We start from the raw sequence: 14,274 nt of genomic DNA, 5'->3' as shown, positions 1-14,274 counted from the left end.
TCGCCCGCACCGTGAGCGACGAACTGCCGAACATCCCCGCCTTCCGCCAGGTGCCGCGCACCGGCGTCATCTACGTCACCACCGAGGCCACGCGCCGTGGCTACCGCCAGGGAGACCCCGCCTGGTGCAACCTCGGGCAGGGCATGCCGGAGACGGGGGAGCTGCCGGGTGCCCCGCCGCGCGTGGGCAGCGTGCAGGTCGCCGTGAACGACCTCGAGTACGCGCCGGTGGCGGGGCTCTGGGAGCTGCGAGAGACGATCGCGAGCCTCTACAACAGGCTCTACCGGCGCGGGATGCCGAGCCAGTACACGGCCGAGAACGTGAGCATCTCGGGCGGCGGGCGCGCGGCCCTCACGCGCGCGGCCGCGAGCCTCGGACAGGTGAACCTGGGCCACTTCCTGCCGGACTACACCGCGTACGAGGAGCTGCTGGACGTCTTCAAGGCCTTCACCTCCATCCCCATCCTGCTCGAGGGCGAGCGCGGCTACGCCTTCACCCCCGAGGACCTGCGCCGGGAGATTCAAGGTCGCGGCCTCTCCGCGCTGCTCTTCAGCAACCCCTGCAACCCCACGGGGAAGCTGGTGCACGGCGACGAGCTCGCGCGCTGGGTAGGCATCGCGCGGGAGCTGGAGTGCTCGCTGCTCATCGACGAGTTCTACAGCCACTACGTGTGGACGGGCCGCCCCGGGCAGCTCCCAGTGGAGAGCGCCGCACGCTACGTGGAGGACGTGAACCGCGACCCGGTGGTGCTCTTCGACGGGCTCACCAAGAACTGGCGCTACCCGGGCTGGCGCGTGACCTGGACGGTGGGGCCGCGCCAGGTCATCGACGCCGCGGCGAGCGCCGGCAGCTTCCTGGACGGCGGCGGCAGCGCCCCGCTGCAGCGCGCGGCCATCCCGCTGCTCGAGGAGAAGAGCGTGGTCGCCGAGACGCAGGCCATCCACGCGGCCTTCCGCGAGAAGCGCGACCGCTTCGTCAGCCGGCTCGAGCGACTCGGCATCCGCGCGGACCGCGCCCCGGACGGCACCTTCTACGTGTGGGGCAACCTCTCGCAGCTGCCCGCGCCGCTGAACGACGGCATGCGCTTCTTCCAGGCCTGCCTCGAGCAGAAGGTCATCTGCGTGCCGGGCGAGTTCTTCGACGTGAACCCCGGCAAGCGCCGCAGCCGGCGCGCGAGCCGCTTCCGCTCCTACGTGCGCCTCTCGTTCGGCCCCTCGATGGAGAGCCTGGAGCGTGCGCTGGGCCGCCTGGAGGCCCTCATCCTGGGGGCGAGCGGGGCGCCTTCACGTTAGGGTCCGGGGACACACCTGCTGTCCCAAGGAGCCAGCCCGCATGTCGGACGCGCACGACCACTACTACCACTCCGCTGACCTCGCCCGCTTCCCGGACATCGGCAAGAGCCGCCCCGAGCTCGCCGAGAAGTTCTTCGCCTGGTACGGCGCGGTGTTCGCGGACGGAGCCCTGAGCGCGCGCGAGAAGAGCCTCATCGCGCTCGCGGTGGCGCACGCGGTGCAGTGCCCCTACTGCATCGACGCGTACAGCAAGGACGCGCTCGAGAAGGGCTCGGACCTGGACCAGATGACCGAGGCGGTGCACGTGGCGGCGGCCATCCGCGGCGGCGCGAGCCTCGTGCACGGCGTGCAGATGCGCAACCACGCGACCAAGGTCGGGATGTAGAGCGCCGCATGGCCTCGAGCACCCCACCCTCGCTGCTCTACCGCCACTCGCCGCTGGCCTCGGCCGCGGCGCAGCGCGAGACGCTGCACACCCTGCCCCTTCCGCGCGAGTTCGACGAGGCGCTCGCGCAGGCGGGGCTGCCGCCGCTCGCCCCCGCGCGCCTGGACATCTTCCAGATGAACCTGGGGAAGATGTGCAACCAGACCTGCCGCCACTGCCACGTGGACGCGGGGCCGGACCGGCGCGAGGTGATGAGCCGCGAGACGATGGAGGCGTGCCTCGAGGCGCTGCGCACGACGGACATCCCCACGGTGGACCTGACGGGCGGCGCGCCGGAGATGAACCCGCACTTTCGCTGGCTCGTCGAGCAACTGCGGGCGCAGGGGCGGCACGTGATGGACCGCTGCAACCTGACCATCCTGGAGACGAAGCCGCACTCCGAGCTGCCCCACTTCCTCGCCGAGCACCGGGTGGAGGTGGTGTGCAGCCTGCCGCACTACCGCGCGCTCAACACGGACGCGCAGCGCGGCGAGGGCGTGTACGCGCAGTCCATCCGCGCGCTGCAGCGGCTCAACGCGCTGGGCTACGGGGACGGCACGAGCGGCCTGCGGCTGGTGCTGGTGACGAACCCCGTGGGGGCCTTCCTCCCCGCGAACCAGCGCTCGCTGGAGGCGGAGTGGAAGCGCGAGCTGCTCAAGAACCACGGGATCCGCTTCGATGCGCTCTTCTGCATCACCAACATGCCCATCAGCCGCTACCTCGAGTGGTTGCAGAACAGCGGCAACCTGGAGGCGTACCTGGGGCGGCTCGTGACGGCGTTCAACCCGGCAGCCGTGTCCGGAGTGATGTGCCGCAACACGCTGAGCGTGGGCTGGGATGGGCAGCTCTACGACTGCGACTTCAACCAGATGCTGGAGATGCCCCTCACGGGCGAGGCGCCGCGGCACATCCGCGACTTCGACCTGAAGCGGCTCGCCGAGCGGCGCATCGCCACGGACCGGCACTGCTTCGGCTGCACGGCGGGCGCGGGCAGCAGCTGCGGCGGCGCGACGACATAAGCGAAGCTGTCCCCGCGCTCTCTGCGAGTAGACAACATCCAGGTCCGCGGGCTTAGGCTCCGCCCACATGAGCCGCGTCCTCTACGATCTCGCCGGCGCCGAGTCCGACCGCCGCTTCAGCCCCTACTGCTGGCGCGCGAAGCTCGCGCTCGCGCACAAGGGCCTCTCCTTCGACACCATCCCCTGGCACTTCTCCGACAAGGCGGCGATCGCCTTCTCGGGCCAGGGCGCGGTCCCCGTGCTCGTGGACGGCGAGCGTACGGTGAGCGACTCCTGGAAGATCGCCCTGTACCTCGAGGAGACCTACCCGGACGCCCCGAGCCTCTTCGGCCCCGCCGCGCCCCTCGCCACCGCGCACTTCATCAACGAGTGGGCGGACCGCGTCTTCACCCCTGCGCTGGGCCGCTGCCTCGTGACGGACATCGTCGCCTGCCTGCAGGAGCAGGACCGCGCCTACTACCGCTCCACGCGCGAAGCGCGCTACGGCGGCACGCTGGAGCAGGTGGCCGCGGGCCGCGAGCAGCGCCTGCCGGAAATTCGCGCGCTGCTCGCCCCAGTGCGCACCGCCCTCGAGCACGCGCCCTACCTCGGGGGCACGTCCCCGCTCTACGCGGATCACATCCTCTTCGGCACCTTCCAGTGGGCGCGCTGCGTGAGTCCCTTCCAGCTGCTGCTCCCCGAGGACCCCGTCTACGCCTGGCGCGAGCGCATGCTGGATGCCTACGGCGGGCTCGCACGGCGCGCGAAGGGCTTCGCCGTCTAGCGCCATGGGCCCGGGCCACGGAGAGCTCGCGAGACAGCGCCCGGTCGCGACGGCGCTCGCGCTCTCGCTGGGCGCGGCGGTGTCGCTGGGCATCTCGCGCTTCGCCTACGGCCTGCTGCTCCCGCCGATGCGCGCGGACCTGGGCTGGAGCTACCTCGTCGCCGGCGGGATGAACACCGGCAACGCGCTGGGCTACCTGCTCGGTGCGCTCGCGACGCCGCGGCTGATGCGGCGCCTGGGCGCCCAGCCGCTGCTGCTGGGCGGTGCGCTGCTCACGGCGCTCTTCATGGCGCTCTCGGGCTTCGTGACGGCGACCTCCCTGCTGCTCGTGCAGCGCGTGCTCGCGGGCGTGGCGAGCGCGTTCATCTTCATCTCCGGAGGCCTGCTCGCCGCGCGGCTCGGGGCGCTGCACCCCCAGCGCGCAGGGCTGCTCATCGGCCTGTACTACGGGGGCACGGGGCTGGGCATCGCGCTCTCCGCGCTGCTCGTGCCGTGGGCGCTCGCGCGCGGCGTCGCCCACCCGTGGCAGGCGGCCTGGCTCGTGCTCGCGGGCACCTGCCTGCTCGCGACCTGCGCGATGGCGCTGCCGGTGCGCCACGTGGACGGCCGCTCTGCCGCACCCGCGGCCCACGAGCACTTCCGCGCCGCGCACGCGCTGCCCGTGCTGGGCAGCTACTTCCTCTTCGGCGTGGGCTACATCGGCTACATGACCTTCGTGGTGGCGCTCCTGCGCGAGCAGGGCATGGCACCCGCGCGCATCTCGCTCTTCTACGCGCTGCTGGGGCTCGCGGTGATGGCCTCCTCGCGCATCTGGGCGCGGATGCTGGACCACTTCCGCGAGGGCCAGTCGCTCGCGATCCTCGACGGGCTGCTCGCCCTGGCCACCCTGCTCCCGGTGCTCAGCCGCGCGGCGCCCCTCGTCTTCCTCTCGGGGTTGCTGTTCGGCGCGGTGTTCCTCTCGGTGGTGGCCAGCACCACGGCCTGGGTGCGCCACAACCTGCCGCAGTCCGCCTGGAGCGCGGGCATCAGCGCCTTCACCACCATCTTCGCGTTCGGCCAGATTGCCGGGCCCACGGCGGTGGGGTGGATCGCCGACCGCGCCGGGGGTCTCGAGCGCGGGCTCGTCTTCTCCTGCGGCGCGCTCGTGCTCGGCGCGCTGCTCGCCACGCGGCAGCAGGCCCTGCCCGCCCGGAGCCCCACCCCATGACATCTGCCTCGCCCCGCCGCGCGCCGCACACGCTCGCGCTGCTCTCGGCGCTCTACTTCGTGCAGGGCATGCCCTTCGGCTTCGTCACCGGCGCGCTCTCGCTCTACCTGCTCGAGCGCAAGGTGGACGCGAAGGCGCTGGGCTTCCTCGGCGCGCTCTTCGCCCCCTACTACCTCAAGGCCCTGTGGGCGCCGCTGGTGGACCGCTACGGCAGCGCGCGCCTCGGGCGGCGTCGCACGTGGCTGCTGCCGCTGCAGCTGCTGCTCTGCCTCACCTGCTTCGGCGCCTCCTTCGCCGCGCGCGGCGCGAGCCTCGGCGTGGTGCTCGGGCTGGTGCTCCTGATGAACCTGTGGGCGGCTGCGCAGGACGTGGCAGTGGACGGGCTCGCGGTGGACCTGCTGGGCCCGCAGGAGCTGGGCGGCGGCAACGCGGCGCAGGTGGCGGGCTACAAGCTGGGCAGCTGGATGGTGGGCGGGCTGCTGGTGTGGCAGCTGGACCGGGTGGGCGGCTGGCCCGGGCTGTTCCGCGCGATGGCCCTCTTCGCCCTGCTCGCCTTCCCCGCCGTGCTCCTCTTCCGCGAGCCGCCGCCGCGCGCGGCGCTCGAGGAGCCCGTGCCCGGCAAGACCCCGTGGCGCACCCGCATGGGCGAGGTGCTCGCGCTGCTGGGCCGTGCACTGCGCGTCCCCGGCGCGGGCTGGCTGCTCGCCTTCATCGGCAGCTACAAGTTCGGCGAGTACATGCTGGACGTGTACTTCCGCGCCTTCCTCAAGGAGGCGGGGGTGCGCACCACGGACATCGGCCTGTGGGTGGGCACGCTGGGCAACGGCGTCTCGGTGCTGGGCTCGCTCGCGGGCGGGCTGCTGGTCACGCGGCTGGGCCCCTGGCGCGCGGTGAGCCTCACGGCGGTGCTGCGGGTGCTGCCGGTGGCGGCGGAGTGGGCGCTCACGCACGTGGGCCCCACGCCCGAGCGGGTGCTCGCGGTGACGCTCGCGGAGAACCTCGTCGGCGGCGCGCTCACCACGGCGGTGTTCGCGCTGATGATGTCGCGCGTGGACGTGCGCGTGGGGGCGAGCCACTACACGGTGCTCGCCACGGTGGAGCTGGTGGGCAAGATGCCGGGCGGCCCCGTCGCGGGGCTCTTGCGCGCGAGCGGCTGGAGCTACTCGGCCATCTTCGCGCTGGGCACGCTCATCTGTGTCGCAGTGCTCGCGCTGCTCCCGCCGCTGCGGCGAACCGAGCCGCAGCGGGGAGCCGCACCTGCGCCGCTCAGCGGTTGAGGCGCCTCACCGCGACTCCTCCGACGACGAGGACCGCGGCCACCGCGGCAAGGGCTGGAAGACCCCTCCGAAGCTTGCTCTCCAGCACGTCCACGCGGTCGGCCATGAGCAGCATCATCCAGTGGCGCGTCCAGTGGTCCGGGTACTTGTAGGCGAAGGCGCGCAGCGCGCCCGAGAGCCCCTTGGGGGGCTGGGCGGTGCCGAACACGGGCGGGAACTCGCGCGCGGGCTGGCCGTGCTTGAACACCTTCACGTCCGAGTGCATGCGCTCGGGCGGGCCCTTCGCATCACCGATGAGGTGCGGGCGCAGCTCGCGCGGGTGGCCGGGGCGCTTGCCCGGGTCCGCATCCGCGCCGTAGCCGGGGATGCTTCGGGGGTCTCGGTTGGGGTTGAGCATGTTCGAATCTCCTAGGCCTTGCCGGGGGTGAGCACGCACTTGATGCAGCCGTCACGCTTCTGCGCGAACGTGTGGTACGCCTTCGGCGCATCCTCGAGGCTGAAGCGGTGCGTGATGATGCCCTTCGCGTCCACGCGGCCACTGCGGATGTGCTCCAGCAGGTGCGGCATGTAGCGCTTCACGTTGCACTGGCCGAGCCGGATGGTCTGGTTCTTGTTCATCGCGGTGCCGATGTCGACCAGGTTCCAGGGCGGCCCGTACACGCCCACCACGCTGATGGTCCCGCCCTTGCGCGTGGCGTGGAAGCACCAGTTGAGGGCGGTGGCGGCGCCCGCCTCCATCATCATCCCGAGGCCCACCACGCGCTGCAGCGCGCTGCCGGCGGCCTCGCAGCCCACCGCGTCGATGGTCACGTCCGCGCCGCGCCCCTCGGTGGCCTCCTTGATGGCGGTGATGATGTCCACCTTCTCGAAGTTCAGCGTCTCCACCTGCGCGTACTTCTCCGCGAAGGCGAGCCGGTAGTCCTCCTGGTCCACCGCGATGACGCGGCCGGCGCCCATGAGCCAGGCGCTCTTCATGGCGAAGAGGCCCACGGGCCCGGCGCCGAAGACGACCACCGTGTCGCCCGGGTGGATCTCGCCCATCTCCGCGCCCTGGTAGCCGGTGGGGAAGATGTCGGTGAGGAAGAGCACCTCCTCCTCGCTCATGTCGTCCGGGATCTTCATCGGGCCGACGTTGGCGAAGGGCACGCGCACGTACTCGGCCTGGCCGCCGTCGTAGCCGCCGGTGGTGTGCGAGTAGCCGAACACGCCCGCGGCGACGTCGCTGTTGGGGTTGGTGTTCTCACAGCAGGCGGTGAGGCCGCGCTGGCAGTAGAAGCAGGCGCCGCAGCTGATGTTGAAGGGGACGATGATCCGGTCGCCCACCTTGAGGTTCGTCACCCCGCGGCCCACCTCCTCCACCACGCCGGCGAACTCGTGGCCGAAGGTGCAGCCCACGCGGGTGTCGGGGATGAGCCCGTGCAGCAGGTGCAGGTCCGAACCGCAGATGGCGGTCTTCGTGACCCGCAGCACCGCGTCCTGCGGGTGCTCGATGCGGGGGTCCGGCTTGTTCTCGACTCTGACGTTTGAGGGTCCCTGGTAGCTCAGTGCGCGCATTCGGCGTCCTCTCCTTTTGTTCAATAGAGGTGAGGACCCAGCGCCCCTCCGGCAAGGCGCTGGCCGGCTGTCCGCTCGGGACTTTCCCCTGCCCGCTGCGCAGGGCAGTCGGGCAGGGGAGCCCTGCGGAGCCCGGCCCTACAGCGGCGCCGCCTCGTCGGTCTGGCTCGGGATCTCCTCGCGCGCGTCCGCGGCGACCATCTCGTCGAACACCGGCTTCATCTGCTCGCCGAGCGCGTCGAGGTCCTCCTTGGCGAAGATCTTCTTCACCTTGGGGAACATGTCCTTCTCCTCCTCCTTCACGTGGTGCTCCACCTGCTCCTTGAGCACCTTCATCTTCGCGTCGTAGTTCTCGTCCGAGGGCTGCATCTCGAGCAGGTCCGCGATGATGCGCTTGGCGCCCAGGTGCTCCTCGAGCGACTCGCGCAGGATGTCCTCCGTCTGCTTCGCCTTCACCGCAGGGTAGAAGAACTGCTCTTCGATCGCGGTGTGCGCGCTGAGCCGGTCGGCGATGGCCGCGAAGAGCTTGCGCTTCTCGGAGTCGGCGTCCTCGCCCAGCTTCTCGTACTTCTCGAAGAGCTTCTCCACCTCGTCGTGCTGCGCCTTGAGCAGGTCGATGGCATTCATCGGTTCGATGTCCTTTCTGCGTGTGGGCTCACTTCGGATCAGGTGCGTCTGTGATCTGGGGAGGAAGCGGCGCCGCGGCAAGGTCCTTCACCGCCGGCCCATTGAGCACGCGTCCCGTGGGGCTGTAGCGCGCGCCGTGGCAGGGGCAGTCCCACGAGCGCTCCGCGCCGTTCCAGTGCACGTGGCAGCCCAGGTGCGTGCACGCGGGGCTGAGCGCGTGGCAGCGCCCACCGGGCTCGCGGAACACCGCCACCTTGCGTCCCTCCAGCTCGAGGATGCGGCCCTCGCCCGGAGGCACCTCCTCGAGCGCGCGCGCATCCGGGCGGCGCAGCCGGTCCGCGACGAAGCGGTACGCCACGTCCGCGTTCTCCTGCACGAAGTCCTTCGCGCTCGCGGAGGGCGTGAGGCGCGAGGGCGAGAAGAGCTCCGCGTACGCGTTGGGCCTGCCCTGCAGCAGGTCCGCGAGCACCATCGCGGAGAGCGTGCCGAAGGTCATGCCGGTGCCGGAGAAGCCCGTGGCCACCCAGACGTGACGGCCTCCCGGGTTGAGCCCGATGAAGGGCAGCCCGTCCGCGGGCTCGATGACCTGCCCGCTCCAGCGCGCGACCTCCTCCCCCAGTGAGAAGCGCGAGCGCGCCCAGGCGTCGAGCCGCGTGAAGCACGCGTCCGTGTCGCTCACCTCCCCCACCTTGTGGTCCTCGCCACCGACGATGACCACCGTGCCCCCGCCGTCCGGCAGCGGATGGGTGCGCAGGTAGTGATAGGGGTCCGCGAGATCGTAGTAGAGCCCGGGTGCGAGCTCGCCTTCGAGCCGCGCCGCGATCGCGTAGCTGCGGTAGGGGTAGAGCTGCGTGTGCAGGCGCAGGCGGTTGAGGGGCGTGGTGGTGGCCTCCACCACGTCGTGGGCGACGAGGGTGCCGCGGTCGGTGAGCACGCGGGCTGGAGCCCCGTCCTTCACCTCCACCACCCGCGTGCGCTCGAACACGTGGCTGCCATCGCCCTGCACCGCGTCGGCGAGCGCGCGCAGGTAGGCGCGCGGGTGCAGCTGCGCCTGGTCCTCCACCCGCAGCGCGCCCTGCGTGGTGAAGGGCAGCGGCACCTCCTGCCCGGAGACGAGGTGCGCGGCGAGCCCCGCGTCGCGCGCCGCCCCCTCCTCGCGCTGCAGCTCCGAGAGCCCCCGCGGGTCCTCTGCCCAGAGAAAGGCCGGCACGCGCGCGAAGTCGCAGTCCGCCCTCAGCTCCTCGGCGAGCTGCGCCATCTGCTCGATCGCCGCGCGGCTGCCGCTCGCCGCGAGCCGCGCCCCGCGCAGGCCGAAGTCGCTCGTGAGCTGGTGGTAGCGCGAGTCCAGCAGCTCGGTGAGGTGGGACGTGGTCTGCCCCGTCTGCCCGGTGCCCACGCCGTGCATCTCGAGCACGCACACGCGGCGGCCGGCGCGCTTGAGCAGCAGCGCGAGCGTGAGGCCCGCGATGCCGGCGCCCACCACCACCACGTCCACCTCCAGGTCTCCGGGGAGCTGGGGATACGAGCGCAGCGTCGCCGTGCGGCTCCACAGCGAGGGATGCGTACGCTCCTCGGGCGGCGGCGCGGAACCGGGCATGGAGCGGAAGGTAGGGACGGCAGGCAGGCGCCGGAACCGCTGCGCAGTGCACATGCCGCCTGCCTGCCTGCTGCGCGACCCCTCCCCGGCTGTGAATGAGGCAACACCCCTCGCACGTGCATATTGGAATCCCATGCCGTGGGAACGACAACGCTCGCTGAAGCACCGGGAGCGCTCGAAGGGCTCCGGCCTGGGCGGCTTCAGGGAGGGCGACGGCGTGCGGCGCAGCGAGCAGGCAGGAACCGGAGACCGGGCGTGGTGAGGTCCGTGACGCCCTTGCCGGGGGCACTCGCGCCCGGGGAGTCCGGCCCGGCGGCCCGCCTGGCGCTCGCCGAGCAGCTGCTCGCGTGCGAGGACCCGCGCCAGTGCGCGCGCCATGCCGTCACCTGGCTGGCGCGCGAGGCGCGGCTCGGCCGGGCGCTCGTGGCCGGCCGCAGCCCCGAGGACGAGGAGCAGCTCGGCGGCTGGGCCGGGCACGGCCTGGACGAGGACGCGGTGGAGTCCTTCGTGCTGCCGCTCTCGCAGAGCAAGCACCCGCTGGTGGCGGCCTTCCGCACCGGGGAGCCCGCGGCGCTGCCCGCGGGCGCGCAGGCGCTCTCGCCGCTGGAGGGCGCGGCGCACGTGGCGGTCCCGCTCGCGGGCGCGGCGCTGCTGCTGGTGGAGGGGGACCTGCCGCTCGCGCCCGCAGTGGAGTGGTGCGCGGCGCAGCTCTCGGTACGGCTCGGCGAGCTGCTCGCGCGCGCGGCGGAGCGGCGCGAGTGGGCTGCGCGCGAGCGGGAGCTGGAGCGGCACCGGGCGCGCGCCCACGAGCTCGAGGACCGGGTGCAGGAGGCCACCGCCGAGCTCGTGGTGCAGAACGAGCGGCTGCGGCGTCAGGCCATCGCGCTCGAGCAGGCGAGCGCCGCGAAGAGCCAGTTCCTCGCGAACATGTCCCACGAGTTCCGCACGCCGCTCAACGCCATCCTCGGCTACACGACGCTGCTCTTGCAGGGCGTGGGCGGCGAGCTCTCGGCGGCGCAGCGGCGCAACCTGGAGCGCGTGGACACCAACGGCCGGCACCTGCTCGAGGTCATCACGGACATCCTCGACATCACCCGCATCGAGGCGGGGCGCATGCCGCTGCACGTCACCGAGTTCGAGGTGCCGGAGCTGGTGCAGGAGGTGGTGGCGGAGCTCGCGCCGCTCGTGCAGCGCTCGGGCCTCGAGGTGAGCACCCAGTTCGCCAAGCGCCTTCCCCCCGTGCATGCGGACCGGGCGAAGGTGAAGCAGATTGCCGTGAACCTGCTCTCCAACGCGCTCAAGTTCACCCACGCGGGCTCGGTGCGCATCACGGTGGGCTACCAGGCCGCCGGAGGCAACCTCGTCACCCTGGCCGTCAGCGACACGGGCATCGGGATCGCGCCGGAGAATCACGAGAAGATCTTCGAGGACTTCCAACAGGTGGACGCGAGCCCCACGCGGCCCTATGGGGGAACGGGCCTCGGGCTCTCCATCTGCCGCAGGCTCGCCGAGATGCTCGGGGGCAAGATCACCCTGGAGAGCCAGCCGGGCCAGGGCTCCACCTTCACGCTTCACTTCCCGCGCCGCACGCGGCGGACATGACCATGGCGACCAACCCGCAGAACAAGCCGCTGGTGCTGGTGGTGGACGACTACGCCGACGCGCGCGAGATGTACGCCGAGTACCTCGAGTTCTCCGGCTTCCGCGTCGCGGAGGCGAAGAACGGCGCGGAGGCGCTGGACAAGGCCTTCGCGCTCACGCCGGACGTCATCCTCATGGACCTCTCGCTTCCGGTGATGGACGGCTGGGAGGCCACGCGAAGGCTCAAGGCGGACGAGCGCACGCGCGCGATTCCGGTGGTGGCGCTCACGGGCCACGCCCTGAGCGGCCACTCCAACGGCGCGCGCGAGGCCGGCTGCGATGCCTTCGTCACCAAGCCCTGCCTCCCGGACGCGCTCGTGCAAGAGGTGAAGAAGCAGCTCGCCGCGCGCGCCACCCGGTAACGAAGAAAGCGCCCGCCGTGTCCTCCCTCTCCCTCTCGGAGAGGTCGGGGTGGGGGAGCCGGGCGAAGGGCGCGCTCACCGTCCCAGCAGGAACCGCAGTGCCCCCTCGAGCTCCGGGTGCAGGAACTGAAACCCCTGCGCGAGTGCCACCTCGGGCACCGCGCGCTGGCTCGCGAGCAGCAGCCCCTTCCCCATCTCGCCGAACGCCGCGCGCACGGCGAGCGCCGGCAGGGGCGCCACCGAGGGCCGGTGCAGCACGTGCGCGAGCGTGCGCGCGAGCTCCACCTGGCGCACGGGCTCGGGCGCTACCGCATTGAGCGGCCCGTGCAGCCGCTCGTCGTAGAGCGCGTGCTGCACCATCCCCAGCACGTCCTCGATGGACACCCAGCTCACCCACTGCTGTCCCGAGCCCACGCGCCCGCCCGCGCCGAAGCGAAACGCCGGCAGCAGCTTCGCGAGCGCACCGCCGCGCGGGCTGAGCACCATGCCCGTGCGCAGGTGCACCACGCGGATGCCCGCCTCGCGCGCGGGCGCCGTCGCGGCCTCCCACTCGCGCACCACCTCGGCGAGGAAGTCGCTGCCCGGGCCGCTCGCCTCGGTGAGCACCTCGTCGCCGCGCGAGCCGTAGAACCCCACCGCCGAGCCGCACACCAGCACGCGCGGGCGGCGCCGCATCCGGGCGAGCGTCTCGCACAGCACGCGCGTTCCCACGACGCGGCTGCGGCGGATGGCCTCCTTACGCTCCTCGGACCAGCGCCCGTCCGCGATGGAGGCGCCCGCGAGGTGCACCACCGCGTCCACGCCCTCCAGCGCCTCGCCGTCCACCATCTGCCGGTCCACGTCCCAGGCCACCTCGCCCGGGCCCGCGCTCCCGCGCACCAGGCGCCGCACCTCGTGGCCGCCGCCCCCGAGGAAGGCCGTGAGCTGGCTCCCGATGAGGCCCGAGGCCCCGCTCACCGCCACGCACAGCGGCCCCTGCGCGGAGAACGCCAGGTGGCGCTGCAGGTCGGCGCGCGTGATGGCGTGCCGGTACGCGAACATCCGCTCGAGCTGCCGGCGCGCGAGGCCCCCGCCCACCACGCGTCCCAGCGGCCCCGCCGGCAGCGCGTACTCGATGTGGTCCTCGAGCTCCGAGCTCTCCGGCCCGGTCGGGTGCATCCGGTGCGTGTGCACCCAGCTCGCGAAGGGGCCCGAGCGCTGCACGTCCTGGAACAGCACGTCCGGCTCGTAGCGCGTGTGCTCGGCCACCAGGCGGCGCGGCACGGGGCCCATCTGGAAGCGCACCTCCACGCGCGCGCCCACCTCGATGCCCGGCGGGCCGGAGCGCTCCAGCACCTCGATCGGCTCCCAGGGCGGGGTGAGCCGCTCGAAGGCCCCGGGCAGGGCATGCCAGGTGAAGAGTGCGTGAGCGCTCACCGGCATGGGACTTCGGGCTGTGAACAGCTGCGGCTTGCCCATTCCCTCTCCCGGGGCGACAGTGGCAGGTGCCCATGATTACCCCCGAAACCATCGCACATGCGGTGGATTTGCTGCGCCACGGTGGAGTCGTTGCCCTGCCCACGGAGACCGTGTACGGCCTGGCAGCCAACGCCGAGGACGAGCTGGCCGTGCGCCGCGTCTTCGCCATCAAGGGCCGCCCCGCCACCCACCCGCTCATCGTCCACCTGCCGGACGCGGCCGCCCTGCCCCTCTGGGCGCGCGAGGTGCCCGACACGGCGCGCAGGCTCGCGGAGGCCTTCTGGCCCGGGCCGCTCACGCTCGTACTCAAGCGCACACCGCGCGCGACGGACGCCGTGACGGGAGGCCAGGACACGGTGGCGCTGCGCGTGCCGCGCCATCCCGTGGCGCGCGCGGTGCTCAGCGCGCTCGGCGGAGGGCTCGCGGCGCCGAGCGCGAATCGCTTCGGACGGGTGAGCCCGACGACGGCGGCGCACGTCCAGGCGGACCTGGGCGGCGACGTGGACCTGGTGCTGGACGGGGGCCCCTGCGAAGTGGGGCTGGAGAGCACCATCGTGGATCTCACCGGGGAGGCGCCGGCCATCCTGCGGCCCGGTGGGCTCGCGGCGGAGGCGCTGGAGCGCGTGCTGGGCCGGCCCGTGCCGGTGCGCACGTCCACCACGGTGCGCGTGTCGGGGAGCCTCGAGAGCCACTACGCGCCGCGCGCGGGCGTGGTGCTCGCAGAGCGCCCCGAGGTGGCGGCGCGCGTGGCGGCGCTGCAGGCGCAGGGTTCGCGGGTCGCGGTGCTGGGCCCGCGCGAGCTCACGCTGCCCGCGGGCGTGCCGCGCTTCGAGGTCCCCGAGGCGCCGGAGGCAGCGGCGCAGGTGCTCTATGCGCGGCTGCGTGAGGCGGATGCCGCGGGCGCGGACGTGCTGGTGGTGTGTTTGCCGCGAGCGGAGGGGCTGGGGACTGCGGTGAGGGATCGCCTCGCCCGCGCAGCGGCTCCGCGGTAACGGAGTGGCGCGCCCTTCCCTCACCCCGTCCCTCTCCCAGAGGGAGAGGGGGACACTGACG

At 72.5% G+C, this 14,274-nt stretch carries 14 protein-coding genes; 9 read left to right on the top strand and 5 right to left on the bottom strand.

All coding sequences use genetic code 11. The features are described from left to right. Positions 1-11: 11 nt before the first annotated feature. The 6 genes from FGE12_RS15810 to FGE12_RS15785 all read left to right on the top strand — a co-directional run bounded on the left by FGE12_RS15810 (position 12) and on the right by FGE12_RS15785 (position 5,982). Entirely contained in the window at positions 12-1,292 is a 1,281-nt protein-coding gene (locus tag FGE12_RS15810) for a pyridoxal phosphate-dependent aminotransferase (RefSeq protein ID WP_194797915.1), read from the top strand. Between the two features lie 40 nt (positions 1,293-1,332). Further along, the gene (locus FGE12_RS15805) at positions 1,333-1,677 is read left to right on the top strand and encodes an arsenosugar biosynthesis-associated peroxidase-like protein (RefSeq protein ID WP_153867296.1); all 345 of its coding nucleotides are present in this window, start codon (positions 1,333-1,335) and stop codon (positions 1,675-1,677) included. A gap of 8 nt (positions 1,678-1,685) precedes the next feature. Then, a complete protein-coding gene (gene arsS / locus FGE12_RS15800) occupies positions 1,686-2,735 on the top strand; it encodes an arsenosugar biosynthesis radical SAM (seleno)protein ArsS (protein WP_153867295.1) in 1,050 nt (349 codons plus the stop codon). A gap of 67 nt (positions 2,736-2,802) precedes the next feature. Then, a complete protein-coding gene (locus tag FGE12_RS15795; protein ID WP_153867294.1) occupies positions 2,803-3,498 on the top strand; it encodes a glutathione S-transferase family protein in 696 nt (231 codons plus the stop codon). A 4-nt stretch (positions 3,499-3,502) separates the two neighbouring features. Further along, positions 3,503-4,705: a YbfB/YjiJ family MFS transporter gene (locus tag FGE12_RS15790; protein ID WP_153867293.1), complete on the top strand. Its 1,203-nt coding sequence runs from the start codon at positions 3,503-3,505 to the stop codon at positions 4,703-4,705. Next, a complete protein-coding gene (locus FGE12_RS15785; RefSeq protein ID WP_153867292.1) occupies positions 4,702-5,982 on the top strand; it encodes an MFS transporter in 1,281 nt (426 codons plus the stop codon). Before FGE12_RS15790 ends, FGE12_RS15785 begins: the two co-directional genes overlap by 4 nt. Here FGE12_RS15785 and FGE12_RS15780 read toward each other — a convergent pair. The 4 genes from FGE12_RS15780 to FGE12_RS15765 form a co-directional block, all read right to left on the bottom strand. Continuing rightward, a complete protein-coding gene (locus tag FGE12_RS15780; RefSeq protein ID WP_153867291.1) occupies positions 5,972-6,379 on the bottom strand; it encodes a hypothetical protein in 408 nt (135 codons plus the stop codon). The genes FGE12_RS15785 and FGE12_RS15780 overlap by 11 nt on opposite strands. An 11-nt stretch (positions 6,380-6,390) precedes the next feature. Beyond that, positions 6,391-7,536: a zinc-dependent alcohol dehydrogenase gene (locus tag FGE12_RS15775; protein WP_153867290.1), complete on the bottom strand. Its 1,146-nt coding sequence runs from the start codon at positions 7,534-7,536 to the stop codon at positions 6,391-6,393. A gap of 138 nt (positions 7,537-7,674) precedes the next feature. Then, a complete protein-coding gene (locus tag FGE12_RS15770) occupies positions 7,675-8,163 on the bottom strand; it encodes a hemerythrin domain-containing protein (RefSeq protein WP_153867289.1) in 489 nt (162 codons plus the stop codon). 28 nt (positions 8,164-8,191) lie between these two features. Next, entirely contained in the window at positions 8,192-9,760 is a 1,569-nt protein-coding gene (locus tag FGE12_RS15765) for an FAD-dependent oxidoreductase (protein ID WP_153867288.1), read from the bottom strand. A gap of 267 nt (positions 9,761-10,027) precedes the next feature. Here FGE12_RS15765 and FGE12_RS15760 point away from each other — a divergent pair, with 267 nt between their 5' ends. Both FGE12_RS15760 and FGE12_RS15755 read left to right on the top strand, forming a co-directional pair. Next, a complete protein-coding gene (locus tag FGE12_RS15760) occupies positions 10,028-11,362 on the top strand; it encodes a sensor histidine kinase (protein WP_370459006.1) in 1,335 nt (444 codons plus the stop codon). After that, positions 11,359-11,763: a response regulator gene (locus FGE12_RS15755; protein WP_194797914.1), complete on the top strand. Its 405-nt coding sequence runs from the start codon at positions 11,359-11,361 to the stop codon at positions 11,761-11,763. Before FGE12_RS15760 ends, FGE12_RS15755 begins: the two co-directional genes overlap by 4 nt. 75 nt (positions 11,764-11,838) lie before the next feature. On the opposite strand, the gene FGE12_RS15750 is transcribed toward FGE12_RS15755, so the two are convergent. Next, positions 11,839-13,185, bottom strand: coding sequence for a TIGR01777 family oxidoreductase (locus FGE12_RS15750; RefSeq protein WP_370459005.1), 1,347 nt, complete (start codon positions 13,183-13,185; stop codon positions 11,839-11,841). Between the two features lie 68 nt (positions 13,186-13,253). On the opposite strand from FGE12_RS15750, the gene FGE12_RS15745 reads away from it, so the two are divergent. Beyond that, a complete protein-coding gene (locus tag FGE12_RS15745; protein ID WP_153867284.1) occupies positions 13,254-14,213 on the top strand; it encodes an L-threonylcarbamoyladenylate synthase in 960 nt (319 codons plus the stop codon). The last annotated feature ends 61 nt before the right edge of the window (positions 14,214-14,274 follow it).

Origin of the sequence: Aggregicoccus sp. 17bor-14 (assembly GCF_009659535.1) — a bacterium.
GTDB lineage: Bacteria > Myxococcota > Myxococcia > Myxococcales > Myxococcaceae > Aggregicoccus.
This window is presented reverse-complemented; position numbering and strand designations above follow the sequence as displayed.

What these genes read in the sequence shown, in the direction of transcription:
- FGE12_RS15790 (WP_153867293.1), top strand. Translation starts at nt 3,503, where the DNA reads ATGGGCCCGGGCCACGGAGAGCTCGCGAGACAGCGCCCGGTCGCGACG.
- FGE12_RS15745 (WP_153867284.1), top strand. Translation starts at nt 13,254, where the DNA reads ATGATTACCCCCGAAACCATCGCACATGCGGTGGATTTGCTGCGCCAC.
- FGE12_RS15775 (WP_153867290.1), bottom strand. Translation starts at nt 7,536, where the DNA reads ATGCGCGCACTGAGCTACCAGGGACCCTCAAACGTCAGAGTCGAGAAC.
- FGE12_RS15770 (WP_153867289.1), bottom strand. Translation starts at nt 8,163, where the DNA reads ATGAATGCCATCGACCTGCTCAAGGCGCAGCACGACGAGGTGGAGAAG.
- FGE12_RS15805 (WP_153867296.1), top strand. Translation starts at nt 1,333, where the DNA reads ATGTCGGACGCGCACGACCACTACTACCACTCCGCTGACCTCGCCCGC.
- FGE12_RS15795 (WP_153867294.1), top strand. Translation starts at nt 2,803, where the DNA reads ATGAGCCGCGTCCTCTACGATCTCGCCGGCGCCGAGTCCGACCGCCGC.
- FGE12_RS15765 (WP_153867288.1), bottom strand. Translation starts at nt 9,760, where the DNA reads ATGCCCGGTTCCGCGCCGCCGCCCGAGGAGCGTACGCATCCCTCGCTG.
- arsS (WP_153867295.1), top strand. Translation starts at nt 1,686, where the DNA reads ATGGCCTCGAGCACCCCACCCTCGCTGCTCTACCGCCACTCGCCGCTG.
- FGE12_RS15785 (WP_153867292.1), top strand. Translation starts at nt 4,702, where the DNA reads ATGACATCTGCCTCGCCCCGCCGCGCGCCGCACACGCTCGCGCTGCTC.
- FGE12_RS15750 (WP_370459005.1), bottom strand. Translation starts at nt 13,185, where the DNA reads ATGCCGGTGAGCGCTCACGCACTCTTCACCTGGCATGCCCTGCCCGGG.
- FGE12_RS15780 (WP_153867291.1), bottom strand. Translation starts at nt 6,379, where the DNA reads ATGCTCAACCCCAACCGAGACCCCCGAAGCATCCCCGGCTACGGCGCG.
- FGE12_RS15755 (WP_194797914.1), top strand. Translation starts at nt 11,359, where the DNA reads ATGACCATGGCGACCAACCCGCAGAACAAGCCGCTGGTGCTGGTGGTG.